The 17,295-nt window shown below is 34.0% G+C and carries 17 protein-coding genes; 1 reads left to right on the top strand and 16 read right to left on the bottom strand.

Annotation, left to right across the window (positions count from 1 at the left end):
* Positions 1-9: 9 nt before the first annotated feature.
* The 11 genes from ACSVH5_RS01105 to ACSVH5_RS01055 all read right to left on the bottom strand — a co-directional run bounded on the left by ACSVH5_RS01105 (position 10) and on the right by ACSVH5_RS01055 (position 10,246).
* Positions 10-624: a phosphoribosylanthranilate isomerase gene (locus tag ACSVH5_RS01105; protein WP_438059962.1), complete on the bottom strand. Its 615-nt coding sequence runs from the start codon at positions 622-624 to the stop codon at positions 10-12.
* A gap of 142 nt (positions 625-766) precedes the next feature.
* Entirely contained in the window at positions 767-1,552 is a 786-nt protein-coding gene (gene trpC, locus ACSVH5_RS01100) for an indole-3-glycerol phosphate synthase TrpC (RefSeq protein WP_438059619.1), read from the bottom strand.
* A 67-nt stretch (positions 1,553-1,619) separates the two neighbouring features.
* Positions 1,620-1,988, bottom strand: coding sequence for a four helix bundle protein (locus ACSVH5_RS01095; protein WP_438059618.1), 369 nt, complete (start codon positions 1,986-1,988; stop codon positions 1,620-1,622).
* A gap of 37 nt (positions 1,989-2,025) precedes the next feature.
* Positions 2,026-3,018, bottom strand: a complete 993-nt coding sequence (gene trpD / locus ACSVH5_RS01090; protein ID WP_315142358.1) for an anthranilate phosphoribosyltransferase — start codon at positions 3,016-3,018, stop codon at positions 2,026-2,028.
* Positions 3,019-3,090: 72 nt separating this feature from the next.
* On the bottom strand, positions 3,091-3,684 hold the full coding sequence (locus tag ACSVH5_RS01085) for an anthranilate synthase component II (RefSeq protein ID WP_438059617.1): 594 nt from the start codon (positions 3,682-3,684) through the stop codon (positions 3,091-3,093).
* A gap of 70 nt (positions 3,685-3,754) precedes the next feature.
* Entirely contained in the window at positions 3,755-5,155 is a 1,401-nt protein-coding gene (locus ACSVH5_RS01080) for an anthranilate synthase component I family protein (RefSeq protein WP_438059616.1), read from the bottom strand.
* A 317-nt stretch (positions 5,156-5,472) separates the two neighbouring features.
* Positions 5,473-6,762, bottom strand: coding sequence for a hypothetical protein (locus ACSVH5_RS01075; RefSeq protein WP_438059615.1), 1,290 nt, complete (start codon positions 6,760-6,762; stop codon positions 5,473-5,475).
* Positions 6,763-7,030: 268 nt separating this feature from the next.
* Positions 7,031-8,350, bottom strand: coding sequence for a hypothetical protein (locus ACSVH5_RS01070; RefSeq protein ID WP_438059614.1), 1,320 nt, complete (start codon positions 8,348-8,350; stop codon positions 7,031-7,033).
* Between the two features lie 191 nt (positions 8,351-8,541).
* On the bottom strand, positions 8,542-9,105 hold the full coding sequence (locus ACSVH5_RS01065) for a YceI family protein (protein ID WP_438059613.1): 564 nt from the start codon (positions 9,103-9,105) through the stop codon (positions 8,542-8,544).
* Positions 9,106-9,144: 39 nt separating this feature from the next.
* Positions 9,145-9,777: an NAD(P)H-dependent oxidoreductase gene (locus ACSVH5_RS01060; RefSeq protein WP_438059612.1), complete on the bottom strand. Its 633-nt coding sequence runs from the start codon at positions 9,775-9,777 to the stop codon at positions 9,145-9,147.
* Between the two features lie 13 nt (positions 9,778-9,790).
* A complete protein-coding gene (locus tag ACSVH5_RS01055; RefSeq protein WP_438059611.1) occupies positions 9,791-10,246 on the bottom strand; it encodes a MarR family winged helix-turn-helix transcriptional regulator in 456 nt (151 codons plus the stop codon).
* 306 nt (positions 10,247-10,552) lie between these two features.
* Here ACSVH5_RS01055 and ACSVH5_RS01050 point away from each other — a divergent pair, with 306 nt between their 5' ends.
* Positions 10,553-13,666, top strand: coding sequence for a PAS domain S-box protein (locus ACSVH5_RS01050; RefSeq protein ID WP_438059610.1), 3,114 nt, complete (start codon positions 10,553-10,555; stop codon positions 13,664-13,666).
* A 37-nt stretch (positions 13,667-13,703) separates the two neighbouring features.
* Here ACSVH5_RS01050 and trxA read toward each other — a convergent pair whose 3' ends face one another.
* From trxA to ACSVH5_RS01025, 5 genes are all read right to left on the bottom strand, one after another.
* A complete protein-coding gene (trxA, locus tag ACSVH5_RS01045; RefSeq protein ID WP_438059609.1) occupies positions 13,704-14,006 on the bottom strand; it encodes a thioredoxin in 303 nt (100 codons plus the stop codon).
* Positions 14,003-14,203 carry a hypothetical protein gene (locus ACSVH5_RS01040; RefSeq protein WP_438059608.1) on the bottom strand — a complete coding sequence of 67 codons (201 nt, stop codon included), beginning with the start codon at positions 14,201-14,203 and terminating at the stop codon, positions 14,003-14,005. Before ACSVH5_RS01040 ends, trxA begins: the two co-directional genes overlap by 4 nt.
* A 294-nt stretch (positions 14,204-14,497) precedes the next feature.
* Positions 14,498-15,331 carry a methyltransferase domain-containing protein gene (locus ACSVH5_RS01035; protein ID WP_438059607.1) on the bottom strand — a complete coding sequence of 278 codons (834 nt, stop codon included), beginning with the start codon at positions 15,329-15,331 and terminating at the stop codon, positions 14,498-14,500.
* A 2-nt stretch (positions 15,332-15,333) separates the two neighbouring features.
* Positions 15,334-15,537 carry a YgaP family membrane protein gene (locus ACSVH5_RS01030; RefSeq protein WP_438059606.1) on the bottom strand — a complete coding sequence of 68 codons (204 nt, stop codon included), beginning with the start codon at positions 15,535-15,537 and terminating at the stop codon, positions 15,334-15,336.
* A 305-nt stretch (positions 15,538-15,842) separates the two neighbouring features.
* Positions 15,843-17,258 carry an MBL fold metallo-hydrolase gene (locus ACSVH5_RS01025; protein WP_438059605.1) on the bottom strand — a complete coding sequence of 472 codons (1,416 nt, stop codon included), beginning with the start codon at positions 17,256-17,258 and terminating at the stop codon, positions 15,843-15,845.
* Positions 17,259-17,295 lie beyond the last annotated feature (37 nt).

Here is a 17,295-nt window from a genome sequence, read left to right as displayed (position 1 = left end):
AAGATGAATCTAATTTTTAGAGTCATCGGTTATTTTAATTTTTAAATCTTTCAATCTTTCAATGTTTTTCAACCCAGGTTCTATTTCAAATTTACTATTTACGTCTATAGCGTAAAGGGGTAAATGGGTGTTCAAAATTTCGTTTACTGCTGCGATTTCGTCAATTCCGATTCCTCCACTTAGGAAAAACGGTTTGGAGGAAGGATACTTTTGTAAAATGGTCCAATCAAAAGTGGTTCCGTTGCCTCCTGGTAATTTGCCTTTGGTATCGAAAAGAAAGAAATCGCAAACAGGCTCGTAGGGTTTCAATACGCTAAAATCAAAGGTTTCATCTGCTGAGAATACTTTGATGATTTCGACACTAGTCCCTAATTTATTTTTTAATTCCAAACAAAAAGCTACCGATTCTTGTCCGTGCAACTGTACGGCTTGTAAATCATACTGAGCTACTTTGTCTAGGATGATATTACTTTTTTCGTTGACAAAAACCCCCACTTTTTTGATGGATTTGGGTAACTCAGGCAACGGTCCTTCAAAATAACGAGCCGATTTTTCCCAAAAGATAAATCCCATATAGTCGGGTAGGAGGGCTGCTACTTCGAGTATGTTATCAGGGTATTTCATACCGCAGATTTTAAGGCCAAAGCCCCCCATCCCCGCCTCGGCGGGGAGTTCTTGTGCGGATGTTGAATGCTGATTTGTTTTTGGTTTCATAACAATAGTGGTTAGTTGCTAGTAACTTATTGGTTTGCTCCCCCTTCGGGGGTTAGGGGGCTATTTTCTTTATAAAATCAGTGGCAGCTTCGCCTGCGTTATCTGTTTTCATAAAGTTTTCTCCAATCAAAAAGCCTTGATAACCATAGGGTTTTAATTCTTTAATGGCCTCAACAGTCGAAATGCCACTTTCGGATACTTTGACAAAATCATTTGGAATTTTGGAAGCTAATTCTTTGCTAAAATCCAAACTCACTTCGAAGGTTTTGAGGTTGCGATTGTTTACTCCAATCATATCTAGTGTGGGCATAATCGATTTTTCTAATTCTTCTAAATTATGCACTTCAAGCAAAACTTCTAGTCCTAAACTTTTAGCAAATTGGGATAACGATTGAATTTCTTCACGCGTTAAAACTGCTGCGATGAGTAGGATTAAATCGGCTCCGTGGGCTTTGGCTTCTAGGATTTGGTATTCGTTTACAATGAATTCTTTTCGCAAAAGTGGAATATTTACCGAGGCTCTAGCCAAAAGCAAGTCGTCTAGCGAACCCCCAAAATATTTGCCGTCGGTTAGTACCGAAATACCGCAAGCACCTGCATTTTCGTAGCCTTTTACTACTTCTTCAACTGTAAAATTGTTGTTGATGATGGATTTGGAAGGGGAACGACGTTTGTGTTCGGCAATAATTCCAGAAGGACTTTCTTTTAATTTTTGGCTAAGAGAAATCGTCTGTTTTTCAAAAAATACAGATGCTTCCAATTGCGAAACGGGAATAATGGATTTCTTGAGAAGGACTTCTCTTTTTTTATCGATGATGATTTTATCTAGGATGTTCATTAATTGTAAATTTAAAGATTGAATGATTTAAAGATTGAATGATTAAAGATTTCAATCTGAATAAGAATTAGTCTTTGATTTTAGTACTTAAATATTTTATGAAGTTTGACAAGTTTTGCGATATTTCTACGCTTATTTTATAGCTTTCTTCAATTTCCGTTTGGGTACAAAAGCCAAGTTCCCTAGATAACACTAGCATACTTCTTACTTCTGCACAACTTCCTTTGGAAATTTTTAAATATCTAATAAGTTGTTTATTATTGTTGTATTCAGAACCTTCAGCAATATTGTTGGTTATTGAAATAACTGCTCTTTTTATTTGATCTTTAAAACCAAATTCTTTTTCAAATTCTTTTTTGTTTGCTATTTGAAAAATCTTTTTTGCTAATAATATCCCTTTTTGATATACTTCAAATTCCTCAAACGATTTTGTCATATTCTTTCAATTTTTAAATCATTCAATTTTTTAATTTTTATTTACTTAACTCTTTTAGTTTGTTCAAAGCTACCAAGCCTTTGCCAGATAGCAAACTTTCTTTCGCTATTTGAAATCCTTCTAAAGGAGTGCATTGGGTAACGGTTGCAATGGCCATAGCAGCATTGGCACAAACCACATTGTTTTGGGCTTCTGTTCCTTTTCCTGAAAGAATAGAGAGAAACATAGCAGCTGATTCTTCGATGGTTTTTCCACCCTCGATTTCGTTTTGAGACAAAAGGGACACACCAAAATCAGTTGGATGCAACATGCCTTCCATTGTTTTGGTAATTGTTTTGGTAGGACACGTCAATGAAATCTCATCGTAGCCATCGAGTGCGTGAAGGATAGTAAAATTCACCTCGGTGTTTTGATACAAATAGCCATACATTCTCGCCAATTCCAAATTGAAAACCCCTACCAATTGATTTTTAGGAAAAGAAGGATTGACCATTGGTCCCAACATATTGAAAAAGGTTTTTACCGCCAATTCTTTTCGTATTGGTCCTACATTTTTCATCGCCGGGTGAAAAAGAGGTGCGTGCAAGACGCAAATACCTGCTTGGTCAATACATTTTTCTAAAAAAGAGGCGTCGTTACTAAATTGCACGCCCATTTTTTCGAGTACATTACTGGAACCAGAAATAGAAGACACGCCGTAATTACCGTGTTTGGCTACTTTTATTCCTGCACCCGCCGCTACAAATGAAGCTAAAGTGGAGATGTTAAAGGTATCTTTTCCATCGCCGCCTGTACCACATAAATCAATGGCATTGTAGGCGGATAAATCTACTTTGATACACAAATCCAATAATGCTTCTCTAAAGCCAGCTAACTCATCTATGCTAATGCTACGCATCATATAAACGGTCAAAAAAGAGGCAATTTGACTAGGATTATAACTTCCGTTGGATATATTAATCAATACATTTTTTGCTTCTTCTTTCGAAAGCATTTCATGATTGATGAGTCTGTTTAATATGTTTTTCATGGCCTCCCCCAGCCCCTCCAAAAGAGGGGAGTTCCTATTGGGGTAATAGGGATTTAAATTTGTTAATCACAATTATTTTGTTCCCCCTTTGGGGGCTAGGGGGCTTTTCACCCAATTCTCTAACATTTTTTTTCCGTCAGGAGTCAATACACTTTCGGGATGAAATTGTACGCCGCGCACATCATAGGTTTTATGGCGCAAAGACATCACTTGACCGTTTTCGTCTATGGATGTAATTTCTAAAACATCGGGTACATTCGTATCGACCACCCATGAGTGGTAGCGACCCACTTCGAATGTTGCTTCCAATCCATCAAAAAGGAGTTCATCATTTACAATAGTTTTTACTGTTGTGGCTACTCCGTGGTATACTTTGTCTAAATTGGACAAAGTACCGCCGTAGACTTCACCAATGGCTTGTTGTCCAAGACATACCCCAAAAATGCTTTTGGTGGGACCGTATTTTTGAATTACTGCTTTGAGTAAGCCTGCTTCGTCAGGGATACCAGGTCCTGGCGATAATAAAATTTTATCGAAATGAGCGATTTCATCCAAATCAAATTCATCATTTCGGTATACCGTTACTTCACAATCTAAATCTTCTAAATAATGTACTAAGTTGTAAGTGAAGCTATCGTAATTGTCTATGACTAGTATTTTTTTCATTTCATTTTGTGATTTAAAGATTGAAAAATTTAAAGATTAGTAATTTTTCAATCATTCCATTTTTTAATTTTTAAATTTTCTCAGCCAAATCCAATGCCGTATTTAAGGCTCTTAGTTTATTATAAACTTCTTGCATTTCGCTTTCTTCATCGGAGTTGGATACGATGCCTGCGCCTGCTTGTGAATGCAATTGATGGTTTTTGCTCAAGAAAGTTCGAATCATAATGGCGTGATTGAAATTGCCTTCAAAATCCATAAAACCGATGGCACCTCCATAAAAAGCACGATTGGTTTTTTCATAATCTTCAATCAATTGCATCGATCTATGTTTTGGAGCGCCACTCAACGTTCCAGCAGGGAAGGTGTCTGCGACCACTTGTAATGTTAGGGCTTTTTCGTGTAAATACCCTGTAACTTTGGAAACTAAATGGATAACATGGGAGAAAAATTGCACCTCACGGTATTTTTCTACTTGAACGTCATGTCCGTTACGGCTCAAATCATTTCTGGCTAAATCGACTAACATGACGTGTTCGCTATTTTCTTTTTTATCTTCAGAAAGAGCTTTGGCTAAAACAGCATCTTTTTCATCATCCCCTGTTCGTTTGAAGGTTCCAGCGATAGGATGAATTTCGGCTTTTCTGTTTTTTACAATAATCTGAGCTTCCGGAGAAGAACCGAATAATTTGAAATCACCATAGTCAAAAAAGAATAAATAGGGGGAAGGGTTAATGCTTCGCAAAGCACGATACACATTGAATTCATCTCCTTTGAAACCTTGTGTAAAACGTCGTGATAAAACCAATTGAAACACATCGCCACGGTAACAATGTTTTTTGGCTAATGCTACGTTGTGTTTGAATTCTTCATCCGTAAGATTGGAAAAACCTTCGCCTTCTTTTGTGAATTTATAGGTTGCTATATTTCGAGATTGCAGGAGTTGTTCGATTTCAGCGATATTGTTTTTTCCATCCAAACTATGGCTAAAAATATAGGCTTCGTTCTTGAAATGATTGATAGCAATGATGTTTTGATACACCGCATAATATACATCTGGGATAGTCGTACTGTTTTCTTTCTTCGCGATGGTTATTTTTTCGAAATAACGAACAGCATCATACGCGATGTAACCAAATAATCCATTGTTAATGAACTTGAAATCATTTTTTTGTGATTGAAATTGATTCGAAAATGATTGAATGATAGCTGGGATATTTGTTGAGGCATCAATATTTATAACTTCGGAGGTGCCATCTGGATATTGCTTGGTAATGATTTCGTTTTCTATTTTTATAGAAGCAATAGGTTGACAGCATATATAAGAGAAACTGTTGTCGTTTCCGTGATAGTCACTACTTTCTAGCAATAAGCTGTTGGGGAATCTATCTCGTATTTTAAGATAAACACTCACCGGCGTAATGGTATCGGCAAGGATTTGTTTGTAATGTGTATTTAATAAGTATGTTTTCATTTTATTATAGTTAGGTTGAGCTGTTTTCAGTTTTAAAAAATAATTGTAAAATAAAAAGGCTTGTCGTGAATGACAAGCCTTTTTATTATAATAGTTCAAATAATACTATAGGAGCTTTGTTCACGACGTTTGACGTAAAGTATTCCACCACCAAGTATTGTTTGTTATTGTTCTCATATTTATTTATTGAAGCAAATATATAAATGAAATTAAACTAATCAAAAGATAAAGGATAAATATAAATAAATCTTTTACTGTTTTATGTTAAATTTCAAACAAGAACCAATTATTGAAGGTGTTCTTGTGTGCTATAAATATTATTTGTTCACTAAAATTGCATTACCCTTTTTTCTAAAATCAGGATTATTTTTCAAATCAATAGAAGTAAAGAAATCTACAATTGGTGTAGTGGTAATCTCAAATCCCATAGCTTCAGGATCTGGCCAGTACTTTAGTTTACCATTAAAACTTTGTTCCTCACTTACTAAATTTTCTTTACATCGGTTTAATGTAATATTTTTTAGTACAATTTTAGAAAAATTATCAGGGGATAAGGTGATTTTTTCTCCTAACAACAAAAAAGGAGCGTAACCAGAAACAACACTATTGGTAAAAGAGAGTTTGCAATTCTCTTTTAAGTAAATGGCTTCACGAATTAGTCCTTGATTGTTTTCTTCAATATTGACAAAAGTCATATTGGATGCAGTTACATTGGTAAGTTTTTTTGTCAAATCGGCATTTTCTGGTTTGTCGTAGGAATCAATTTCAAAACACCTTGAGTTTCCAGATCCTGAAGAAAAAGGATGTCTAATGGCAATGCTGTTGGTTAAAGTTGCTTGTGTTCCTTCAGCAAAGTCAAAGTCATCATCGTCTGATCGGAAAGAGATCAAATTGTTCATCACAACTTCTCCTCCTACAATATGATAACCATCTCCATTGGAATAGCTCACTTGAATGTGATCTAAGTTGGTTTTCTTTCCAACTCCAGCTAAAATTAGCGCATTGATTTCTTTGGATCCGTTTATTTTTTTTCCTCCAAATTCAATTCTGACATATTTTAGAATTCCAGAGTTATCATCTGGTTTATCCCCACCATAAGAAGCTTTAGCAAGATCAATATTAAAATCGGTTAATAGATGTTTGTCGTCTTTGTCAATTTTATTTACTGGAGCATTCCCTAAAATAATAATACCGCCCCAATTACCTGGTTTTCTTACCGTAGCGCCCTTGTCTGAAGTAAAAACGATTGGTGCTTTTTCAGTTCCTTCGGCAATAAGCTTAGCTCCTTTGGTAATAATTAAGGTGCCGCAATAATCAATATCTCCTATACCTCCTCTGATTACAGTGCCAGGTTCGATAGTAAGTGTCGCATTGTTGGTAACATAAACCCTGTTAGTTAGCTGATAGGTTTTACTACTAACCAAGGTGGTGTTTTTATCAATTACATCAGGCAATACCTCGTTGGCTTCGGGGTATTCTACAGTAATGGGTTTAAAATTGGTCCAGTTATTCATCCAATTGGAGTCTCCAATTATACCATTGTTTTTTTGAGCGAAAAGTGTTAGACTACAAGTAATACAGATTACTAAGAATAATTTTTGTTTCATATTAATAGTTTTAAAGTGTGGGGGCCTTACTTTATTTTTGGTAAACATAAAAAACTAAAGTAATAAATTAAAACAATTATAATAAAAACTTAACACTTAAAATGAAAAAGTATTGATTTTGGTGGAATTGCCTCGTTTTATTAAAGAAAAACAGAAAATAAAGCTTTTAAAATAAAAAAAAACCAATGAGTAATTGGTTTTTATTATGAAGAATATGAATCTGTTTGTGTTGAAAATTCGTATAGAACTTTTTGGAAATGGTTTTGCTTTAGTGAGTGCTCACTACAAGTGTACCTTCTTTAAGTCTAAAATCAGGATTGATTTTTATTTGTTCTGATTTAAATAAATTGGAGTTTGGATTATTTGAAAATTCGAATCCCATTGAAGTTGGATCTGGCCAATATTTTAATTTGTCATTAAAGCTTTGTTCTTGACTTTCGATGGATCCTTTACAGTTATTGATAAGAATATCTTTTAGAACAATTTTAGATAAATTGTCAGGATTTAATCCGATTTTACCATCCATTAAAAGGAAAGGAGCAAATCCAGATACGACACTGTTTTTTAATGAAAAACACGTTTTTTCTTTAAGATGAATAGCTTCTCTTACCAAACCTTGGTTGTTTTCTTCAAGATTTACTAAGGTAATATAACTCGCTTGAATTGAAGTTAATTTTTTGGAAGGATCGGAGTTTTCAATTTTGTCGAAGGAGTCAATTTCAAAGCATCTTGATCCAGCAGCATCCGAAGAAAATGGATGGCGTATGGCTATACTATTTGTCATTGTTGCTTGAACACCTTGAGTAAAATCAAAATCATCGTCGGTTGTACGGAATGAAATTAAATGATCCAATTTGACATCACCACCATAGCATTCAAAGGAATCATCATTGGAATAACTGATTTGAATATAATTTAGAGTAGTTTGTTTTCCTACACCAGCCAAGGACAAACCATTAAGTTCTTTGAGTTTGTTAAGTTTTCTTCCTGCATATTCAATTCGAATGAAGGATAAGCTTCCTGAATTACTCTCGGAGTTTTGTCCACCATACGAACATTTTGAAGCGTCAAAATTAAAATCTAGCAAAGCTTGTCCGTTGATACCAGCTTTGTTAATTGGAGCTTCACCAAGAATTACAATACCTCCCCAATCACCAGGCTTTCTTACAGTTGTAGCTTTGTTTGAAGTAAATACGATTGGGCTTTTTGGAGTCCCTTCAGCAATAATTTTAGCACCTCTAGTGATAACAATGGTGCCACAAGTCACTTCGTCACCTCTAATAATTGTTCCCGGTTCAATTGTTAAAATGGCATTATTTGTTACATATAGAATGCCGTCTAATCTATAGGTGTAGTCACTACTAAGTTTGGTATCGTGATCAATTACACCCGATAAAATGGCATTAGCTTCAGGGTATTCTGTTGTGGCAGGTTTAAAATTAGTCCAATGTAACATCCAATTGGTGTCGCCATAAATTCCTTTTACTTGTTGAGCTGATGAATATAAAAAGCTCAAGACAAAAATGATAAGTACTACTTTTTGTTTCATTTTACGATTGTTTACAATGATTTTTTTGGAAAGTGTCATAATTAACAATTCAAATGTAAGTGTCGTATATTACTATAGTTCTTTTAAAAGGTTAAGGTTTTATTATTAAAAAGAGGTTTATTGGATACGATTTATTCTTTTTTTTACGATTTTTTAATAGGTGTTTCAATTTTTTAATACAAAGAAAGCCTCAACATGGTTGAGGCTTTCTATTAGTATGCAGGTTTAAATTAGAATTTCAAAGTCACTTTCAATTCAAATTCGTCATTGATGGCTTTGTCTCCGATTGAAGCAAAAATAGATTTTGAATTGTATTCTATACCATATTTTGTTCTATCAACATTAAAAGCAGTGGTAGCAGTATTTTCATTTACAGTCATTTCGAAAGAAACTGGTTTAGTGATTCCTTTGATAGTTAAATCAGCAGTTACAGTATAAACGTCTTTCGCTTTTGAACCAATTGTTTTGAAAACTAAAGTAGCAGTTGGGAATTTTGCAGTTCCAAAAAAGTCATCCGCTTTTAAGTGGCCATTCAATTTTCCTTGGTATTCTCCTTTTAAATCAGTTGCCGTTAAAGAATTCATATCTACTGTAAAAGAACCACCTTTCAAAGCTTTCCCTTTGAATACTAGAGTTCCTTCTTTAAAGTTTACAGTTCCATTGTGTTGTCCAGTCACTTTTTTTCCAACCCATTCGATTGAACTTGTTGCAACATCAATTTTTTTGTTTTGAGCGTTTACAGATACTGTAGCGAAAGCTACGAATGCTAAAGCAATTAATTTTAAATTTTTCATGTGTAAATTGGTTTTTAGATTAATATTTGAGTTGTTAAATTATAGAGTAATAAATAATTCGTTGTTAGACTTTCTAACTTTTGTATAATGTTGGGTGTCGTCGTCTTTATGACGATAGCCAACAGCGGCAACTACAGCTGCATTTAAGTTTAATTTATCCAAACCTAATATCGCATTGAATTGTACTGGATCAAAACCTTCCATAGGGGTAGTGTCAATTTTTAATTCAGCTGCAGCATTGATTAAGTTGGCTAATGCTAAATAGGTTTGCTTGGCAGTCCATACTTTTTTGCTGTCTTCGGCCAAAGGGATTAATTTTGATTTCATAAAGTCTCCATAGGCATTCAATGTGCCTTCAGGAAGATTTCTGGTTTGTTCAGCATTTTTCAAATAACCATTGATGTCATCTTGGTCAATTGTGGTTTGATTAGCAAAAACAAACAGGTGAGAAGCTTCAGTAATTTGACTTTGCCCCCAAGCTGCAGGTTGTAATTGTGCTCTAATTTCGGGATTATCAATAATGAAAACTTTGTACAATTGTAATCCGTAGGAAGAGGAACTCAAACGAATTGCTTCTTTTAGAGTGTTTAGATCTTCCGTTGTTATTTTTTTGCTGGCATCAAATTTTTTGGTAGCATATCTCCATTTTTGATGGTCTAAAAAAGTATTCATAGATAGTTAGTATTTATTTTGTTCTGTATTTTTCTAATAAGTAATTGAGTTGTTGTAATTCTTCCTGAGACAAGTTGTTGGCAAAAGATTCTTCGTGTGCTTTCAACTGTGGTTCTAATTGTTTTAAAAGCAACAAGCCTTTTTCGGTTATTAGCACTTCTATTTTTCTACGATTGACTGAGCAAACATTTCGTGTTACTAATTGTTTTAAAAGCAATTTGTCAACTAGGCGAGTAGTGTTGCTAGTTTTGGCTAACATGCGTTCTTGAATTACGCACATATTGGCTGGTTTTCCTTTTTGGCCTCTTAAAATTCTAAGAACGTTGTATTGCTCTCCCGAAATATCGTAAGGTTTTAAAATTTCATTGAAACTTTCAGAAACAACAATTTGAGTATACATGATATTTAAAATCGCTCGAGTCGATTCGCTATAATCGATAGTGCTTTTTAAAACGTGTTCTATTTTCATGTTTGTATTTACTTTATTTGTCGATACAAATGTAACACTTTTTTTATATGTATATACAAATGTTGAAAATTTAACATTTTTTTTTTGGATTTGTTTGCTAAATAAAAAATAGTAATTGCTTAAAAATAATTATTTCGTTGACTATTAGATCCTAATATGATAAAAATAAGATCAGAATAATACGATTATAAATAATCATATGATCAATAGTTGGTTGTTGTTTATCAATAAAATTTAACTATATTTAACTAAATTTAGTTACCAAAATCAATGATATCTAAAATTCCATTATTAATAAATTGAGCTATGGAGCATTCATTAGAAGAAATTGAACGATTAAAAAAAGAGCTTCTTTTTTACAGTGCATATGATTCCTTTGTCAAACAAAACACGGATTTATTTTGTACGTTCAATCTTTTGGGTAAGATTGTTTTTGTATCCCCTAGTTTTTCATCTTTAGGTTATGATAGCCAATATTTAGAGCAGTCTTATTTTCTTCAAATCATTGCTCCTTCGGATACACAGGCCACGAAATTATGCATACAATCTGCAAAAGAATCGGGCACAACTAACACTATTATTGCAAAAGTCTTACATAGTTCTTCTCAAGGTTTTTATTATCAATGGCGATTTTGGTATGATGTGCCTTCTAATTTATTTCACGCTTATGCATTTGATGTCAATGAATTTCAAATTAACAAACAAGAAGGAATAACCAATAAATTATTACTTAATGATGCGCAAAAGCTAGCCAAAACAGGGAGTTGGTTTTTTTATTTTGATACCAAAGAACTGTATTGGTCCGATGAATTATATGCAATTTTTGAAATTGAAAAAGCAACGAAGGATTTGTACACTAGTTATTTATCTCGTTTTTCTTTAGATGATTTATCTCTTTTAAATCAAAAAATAGAGGGATTGATAGCAACCAAAACTCCCTACGAGATTGAACATCAAATTCATTTTTCGGATAATCGCAAAAAATGGATATTTGGTGCCGCTATGCCTATTTTGAATGAGCAAAAGGAAGTAATTGGACTGAAAGGAATAGCTCAAGATATTTCATTAAAGAAAGAAATTGAACAACAACAAAAAAGGGATGCTGCATTTATTAAAGAAAGCGAACATCTTGAAATAGTAAAAAAAAGCACCTTAAAATTTAAAAGTTATGTTGAGAATGCTCCTGATGGGGTTTTTGTAACCGATGAAAAAGGATTTTTTCTTGAAGTGAATCCTGCGGCTTCAAGTATTACAGGATATACAAAAGAGGAGTTATTGACAAAATCCACTAAAGATTTTATGGATCCCAATGACGCTGCTTTGTATTTTGAAACTTTCAATAAGATTATTATAGAGGGAAGTTGTAATAATGATTTGCGATTTATACATAAAGACGGTAGTATTCGTTGGTGGTCCCTTGATGCTGTGAAATTAAATAGTGGTGAGTATCTCGGTTTTGTGAAAGATATTACCGATCGAAAAAAAATAGAAGCAGAAATTCAGCAAAGTGAAGAACGGTATCGATTATTGGTAAAACACATGCTTGATGCAATCGTCATTTCTACTACCGAAGGAAAAATTGTAAGTGTTAATGAAAATGCCTGTAAAATTACAGGTTTGACAGAGGAAGAATTGTTGCAAAAATCACTTTTTGACTTTGTTTTGAAGGAGGATTTAGAAAAGCATCCCTTTCAATTTCAAAAATTATATCAAGGCCTATCGGTGCGGTCTGAACGAAAAGTTATAGTTAAAAACAATAAATTAATTATTGTTGAATTGAACTCCAAATTACTACCAGATGGCAACCTACTCACCATTGTTCGTGATATCACTGAACGCAAAATTGCTGAATTATTGTTGATTGAAAATGAAAAATTTTTACTTGAAACACAACAAATTGCTAATTTAGGCACCTTTAGCATTGATTTGCATACCAATATTTGGAAACGCTCCAAACTATTAGATTCCATTTTCGGAATTGATAGCGATACTATTTTTACTTCGCATGATTGGCTCAATCTTGTTCATGCTGAGCATAGAGAAATGATGTTCAATTACGTTCAAACAGAACTCATTCAAAATAAAAAATCTTTTAATAAAGAGTATAAAATTATTAGAGAAAATGATGCGCAAGTGCGTTGGTTGCACGGAATAGGGACTCTCAAGTTCCACGAAAATGGAGAAGTAGCTGTTTTAGTTGGAACAATCCGAGACATTACTGATAGAAAATTATTAGAATTAGAACTAATTAAAGCTAAAGATAAAGCTGAGGAGGCCAATAAAGCCAAGTCTGATTTTTTAGCCAATATGAGTCATGAAATCCGAACACCTCTGAATGGAATTATAGGGTTTACAGAACTATTGTCTGCTACTAATCTAGATAAAAATCAATTAGAATACATGAATACCATTAATACTTCAGCTTTGATTTTAATGGGAATTATTAATAATATCTTGGATTTTTCAAAGATTGAAGCAGGTAAGTTAGAATTGAATCTTGAAGTTGTAAATATACGAGAACTAGTACAGCAAACTTTTCATTTGTTCAAATATCAAGTCCAACAAAAACATATTGATTTGACTTTGAAAATAGACGATAAAGTACCAGAGTTTGTCTGGACAGATTCGTTACGTCTTAAGCAAGTATTGGTAAATTTAGTGAATAACGCCATAAAATTTACCTCAGAAGGAAGTATTAACTTGACCTTAAAAGTTGTAAAAGTTGAACGTACTTTTTTTAGTATAGAATTTATTCTAAAAGATACTGGAATTGGAATTAAATTAAATAGCCAAAGGAAAATTTTCCAGTCATTTGAACAAGAAGATGCTACAACTTCTCGACAATATGGTGGAACTGGATTGGGACTTTCTATTTCCAATCAATTATTAGGTTTAATGAACAGTCAATTAGAATTGAAAAGTCAATATGGTGTTGGGAGTACTTTCTTTTTTACCGTTCGATTTGAAGAAGCACAACCCCCTGAAATCACTACTCAAAAAGAAGTGTTAACAGAGACGAAAACTAAAAAAATAAGTTTTACACCATTAAAAGTGTTAATTGTTGAAGATAATGCTGTTAATCGCTTTTTGGCAGTTACTTTAATAAAAAGAAACCTTCCAAACGCTCAGATTACCGAAGCTAAAAATGGGGAAGAAGCCATAAGTTGTATTTCAGTCGACCAATTTGAGTTGATATTTATGGATATACAAATGCCTATTATGAATGGCTTTGAAGCAACAATGGCAATACGTAAACATCCTAATTATCAAAGCGTACCCATAATTGCACTTACTGCTGGAATCTTGCAAGGTGAAAAAGAGAAGTGTTTGGAATACGGTATGAACGATTACTTGTCAAAGCCTTTAGTTCCCAATGATTTGAGTCAAATGATACAAAAATGGGTTCCAATAGAAAAATAAATTAATAATTTTGGCTTTGTAACCAGTCTAGTAGCAATTAGGTGTTTGATTTTTCAATAATTATCTTTAAAAGTGCTTCTTTTGTTGGAACCCCAGATTGTCTCCACAATTGTTTCCCGTTTTGAAACAAAAGCATAGTGGGCACACCGCGAACTTGGTACTGAGCCGCAATCGCTTGATTTTTGTCTACATCAATTTTGATAATCGTGATACGATCACCAAGCCTTTCTTTTACTTCTTTCAAGATAGGAGCTAGCATTTGGCATGGACCACACCAAGTAGCGAAAAAGTCAACCAAAACGGGTTGGTCTTGCTGAATCAGTTGTTGAAAAGCATTCATTTTGTATCATTTTTTTTAGGAACGGCGCAACCATTTGCCCCGCAACCCCAGTTAAACAAAGCTTGTAGCAAGAAAAACGAACCAAAAACAATAAAAAACCATTCTCGAGTAGCATAAGCCTCACCAAATAAGAATAGGGCAAAAACCAACCGAATCCATCGCATCCAATGCCAATTGGTAAATAAAAGTGTTTTCATTTTCGTGTCTTTATTTTGAATTACATTTTTTTAGGAACAGTAATAAATGGGCTTTTCAGGAAATACCGTCCCGCTATCCGCTATATCTTTGCTTTTATAAAGAAAAAAAGCAAAGGATGCCGCTGCTATCGGGGTTAAGGAGCTACAATTTGCTTCTTTGGTTTCATTGTTGCCATTCTTTATATTGTAAACCCGAGTTCAATTTCCTTCAAGGTTTTCAAAAGCTTGTAGGTATTCTTTTTTTAAGCCTTTGACTTTTAAAAATTCATCTTCTAAATAAACTACCTTGAAAGTTTAATCAACAAGTGCAATGCTGAAATCTGGTTCATAAACAAGTACTTCTTTCAATTGTTCTAGTGAGATTTCGTTGGTGCTCATAACAATCAAATCAGTAGAGGTGCTGTTGATTTGTGCATTTATTACCCCTGGAATAGCTCCTATTTTCTGAAGTACCGTTTTGGTGCAATTCGAACAAGTGATGCCACTCAAAGTGTAACATTGCACAATCACTTCCGATTTTTTCTCAAAAACAAAAAACAATTCCGATTGTGCTCTTGGCGAAACCGAGTTGCTACAATTTTCAAAAATTTTAAAATGAAAAGCGGTCTTAAATAACTGTTCGTATTCGGTTGTACTTCCACCAAAAGGAGGACTTACCTCAAAACTGCGATTAAAAAGTAAGCCTGCGATTTTTCCATTTTCGGTTAACAATTGATGCATTTTCCAAACGTATTTTTGACGCATTTGTGGAGGCAAAGCACAAAAGAAAGTTTGTTCCAAAATCAAATCATAGCTACCCTTATGTTCAAAAAAATCCCCCTGAATGATTTGAATGGCAGCAGTATTTTTGAATTTTTCTTTTAATTTTTCAACCAGAGTCGGAGCAATATCAATCACTGTAATGTTGGTAAACCCTTTTTCTAAAAGATATTCCGCTTCATAGGAGTTCCCGCAACCAGGAATCAAAATAGCAATCGCTATATCTTCTAATTGATCAATATACTCTTTGATTGGTTTAGAAATCGTTCCTAAATCCCAACCAATAGTTTTAGATTGATATTGCGAATCCCAATAAGTTGCATCTAATGGTTTTTCACAACTTTTTACACAACAATTCAAATCTTCCATGCTTATTTTTTCTTTATCGTCGAAATTCTAAATGGCAAATACAAAGGACAAAAACTAATAAAACTAGTTAACACAAAAACCAGAGCTAATCCTAATCCGATCATCCCTAAAGTTCCTTCAATTATGTTGAAATAGTATAGCGAAAATATCAAAACTGCTATAAAAACTCGAATTCTTTTGTCGGTAACACCCATGTTTTTTTTCATGATGATTGATTTTAGTTGTTAATTTTCATTTGTTCAAAAATTGTCTTTTTCAAGTATTATTTTACTTCTTGTATTTATAACCGCTAGGTTCGCTAAGGATTACGCAAAGAACGCAAAGACCTGTTGGCTTTCTAGTATAGCTTTTAAGTTCTCGATTAAATTGATATGTTGCAGTTGTAGTAAGTTATAGTCAATTTTAGATTTCTATTTGAATTTCCCTGATTAGTGTTGACCGTTTTTTAATTGGTTTTCTAAAGTCTGCCTTCTCATCTCTAACCTCTAACCTCTAACCTCTAACTTCTAACTTATTTCAACACTTTGCTTTGGCACACAAAATCGGTTTTAGGAACTGTTGTTTTTGCTATAGCGCCAAAACCGCCTTCAATTTCTGTAAAATTTCTAAATCCTCTCGCTTGCAAAATAGAAGCCGCAATCATACTTCGATATCCACCTGCGCAATGCATAAAGAAATGTTGTTTCGGGTCGATAGTGGTTATCCAGTCATTAATGGCGGATAGGGGTTTATTATATGCTTCGGCTACGTGTTCTGCGCTGTATTCACTTTCTTTTCTAATATCAATGATAACATCTTTATCGGTGTTTACCTTTTGTTCGAACTCAGCTGCTGAAATTCTATGGATGGTGTCAATTTCTTTATTGGCTTTTGTCCATGACTCAAAACCACCTTCAAGATGTCCTAAAATATGGTCAAAACCTACACGACTCAAGCGAGTAACGGTTTCTTCTTCTCGTCCTTTTTCGGTAACCAAAAGAAGCGGTTGTTGCACATCAGCAATCATAGCACCAACCCAAGGGGCAAAATCGCCATTAATCCCAATATTAATAGATTGTGGTATAAATGCTTTGTGAAAATCACCACTATTGCGCGTATCTAAAACTAATGCACCAGTTTCTTCTGCTATTCTTTCAAAATCAGTTGCCGAGAGCGCTTGCATACCTTTATGTAAAACTTTTTCAAAACTTTCATAGCCTTTTTTATTCATAGCCACATTCATTCCAAAATAGGCTGGAGGAGGAAGCAAACCATCGGTTACTTCTTTTATAAATTCAGCTTCGGTCATATTGGCTCTTAAGGCATAATTGGTGGCTTTTTGTTGTCCAATTGTAGAAACCGTTTCTTTGCTCATATTTTTACCACAAGCACTTCCAGCTCCGTGTGCAGGATATACAATTACATCGTCGGCCAGTGTCATGATTTTATTTCTTAATGAATGAAATAAGATACCTGCCAATTGGTCTTGTGTCATTCCAGCGGCTTTTTGTGCTAAATCAGGACGTCCCACATCTCCAATAAATAAGGTATCACCTGAGAATATTGCATATTCTTTACCCGTTTCGTCAAGTAACAAATAAGTAGTACTTTCCATAGTGTGTCCTGGAGTGTGCAGTACTTTAATTTTGAGGTTTCCAATTTCAAAAATCTGATTATCAGTTGCAACTATTGCTTCAAATTCAGGTTTTGCAGTTGGACCATATACAATAGGAGCATTGGTTGCTTTGCTCAAATCCAAGTGACCCGAAACGAAATCAGCATGGAAATGCGTTTCAAAAATATATTTTAAACGCACATTATCTCGTTCTAAACGGTCTAAATACGGCTGTACTTCTCTTAATGGGTCAATAATAGCAGCTTCACCATTTGAAGTGATGTAGTAGGCTCCTTGAGCCAAACAACCAGTATATATTTGTTCTATTTGCATGGTATTTTAGTTTAGTATTTACACAAATGTAATATGG

Source organism: Flavobacterium sp. RSSA_27 (genome assembly GCF_051547125.1).
Taxonomy (GTDB): domain Bacteria; phylum Bacteroidota; class Bacteroidia; order Flavobacteriales; family Flavobacteriaceae; genus Flavobacterium.
The sequence above is the reverse complement of the archived record's forward strand: the minus strand, read 5'-3'. Positions and strand labels throughout refer to the sequence as shown.

Bases quoted from the DNA above. Each gene is read 5' to 3' on its own strand.
- ACSVH5_RS01060 (WP_438059612.1), bottom strand. From the start codon at position 9,777: ATGAATACTTTTTTAGACCATCAAAAATGGAGATATGCTACCAAAAAA.
- trpC (WP_438059619.1), bottom strand. From the start codon at position 1,552: ATGAACATCCTAGATAAAATCATCATCGATAAAAAAAGAGAAGTCCTT.
- ACSVH5_RS01040 (WP_438059608.1), bottom strand. From the start codon at position 14,203: ATGAAAACACTTTTATTTACCAATTGGCATTGGATGCGATGGATTCGG.
- ACSVH5_RS01050 (WP_438059610.1), top strand. From the start codon at position 10,553: ATGGAGCATTCATTAGAAGAAATTGAACGATTAAAAAAAGAGCTTCTT.
- ACSVH5_RS01085 (WP_438059617.1), bottom strand. From the start codon at position 3,684: ATGAAAAAAATACTAGTCATAGACAATTACGATAGCTTCACTTACAAC.
- ACSVH5_RS01070 (WP_438059614.1), bottom strand. From the start codon at position 8,350: ATGACACTTTCCAAAAAAATCATTGTAAACAATCGTAAAATGAAACAA.
- ACSVH5_RS01095 (WP_438059618.1), bottom strand. From the start codon at position 1,988: ATGACAAAATCGTTTGAGGAATTTGAAGTATATCAAAAAGGGATATTA.
- ACSVH5_RS01035 (WP_438059607.1), bottom strand. From the start codon at position 15,331: ATGGAAGATTTGAATTGTTGTGTAAAAAGTTGTGAAAAACCATTAGAT.
- ACSVH5_RS01065 (WP_438059613.1), bottom strand. From the start codon at position 9,105: ATGAAAAATTTAAAATTAATTGCTTTAGCATTCGTAGCTTTCGCTACA.
- ACSVH5_RS01080 (WP_438059616.1), bottom strand. From the start codon at position 5,155: ATGAAAACATACTTATTAAATACACATTACAAACAAATCCTTGCCGAT.
- ACSVH5_RS01105 (WP_438059962.1), bottom strand. From the start codon at position 624: ATGAAATACCCTGATAACATACTCGAAGTAGCAGCCCTCCTACCCGAC.
- ACSVH5_RS01055 (WP_438059611.1), bottom strand. From the start codon at position 10,246: ATGAAAATAGAACACGTTTTAAAAAGCACTATCGATTATAGCGAATCG.
- trpD (WP_315142358.1), bottom strand. From the start codon at position 3,018: ATGAAAAACATATTAAACAGACTCATCAATCATGAAATGCTTTCGAAA.
- trxA (WP_438059609.1), bottom strand. From the start codon at position 14,006: ATGAATGCTTTTCAACAACTGATTCAGCAAGACCAACCCGTTTTGGTT.
- ACSVH5_RS01030 (WP_438059606.1), bottom strand. From the start codon at position 15,537: ATGAAAAAAAACATGGGTGTTACCGACAAAAGAATTCGAGTTTTTATA.
- ACSVH5_RS01025 (WP_438059605.1), bottom strand. From the start codon at position 17,258: ATGCAAATAGAACAAATATATACTGGTTGTTTGGCTCAAGGAGCCTAC.
- ACSVH5_RS01075 (WP_438059615.1), bottom strand. From the start codon at position 6,762: ATGAAACAAAAATTATTCTTAGTAATCTGTATTACTTGTAGTCTAACA.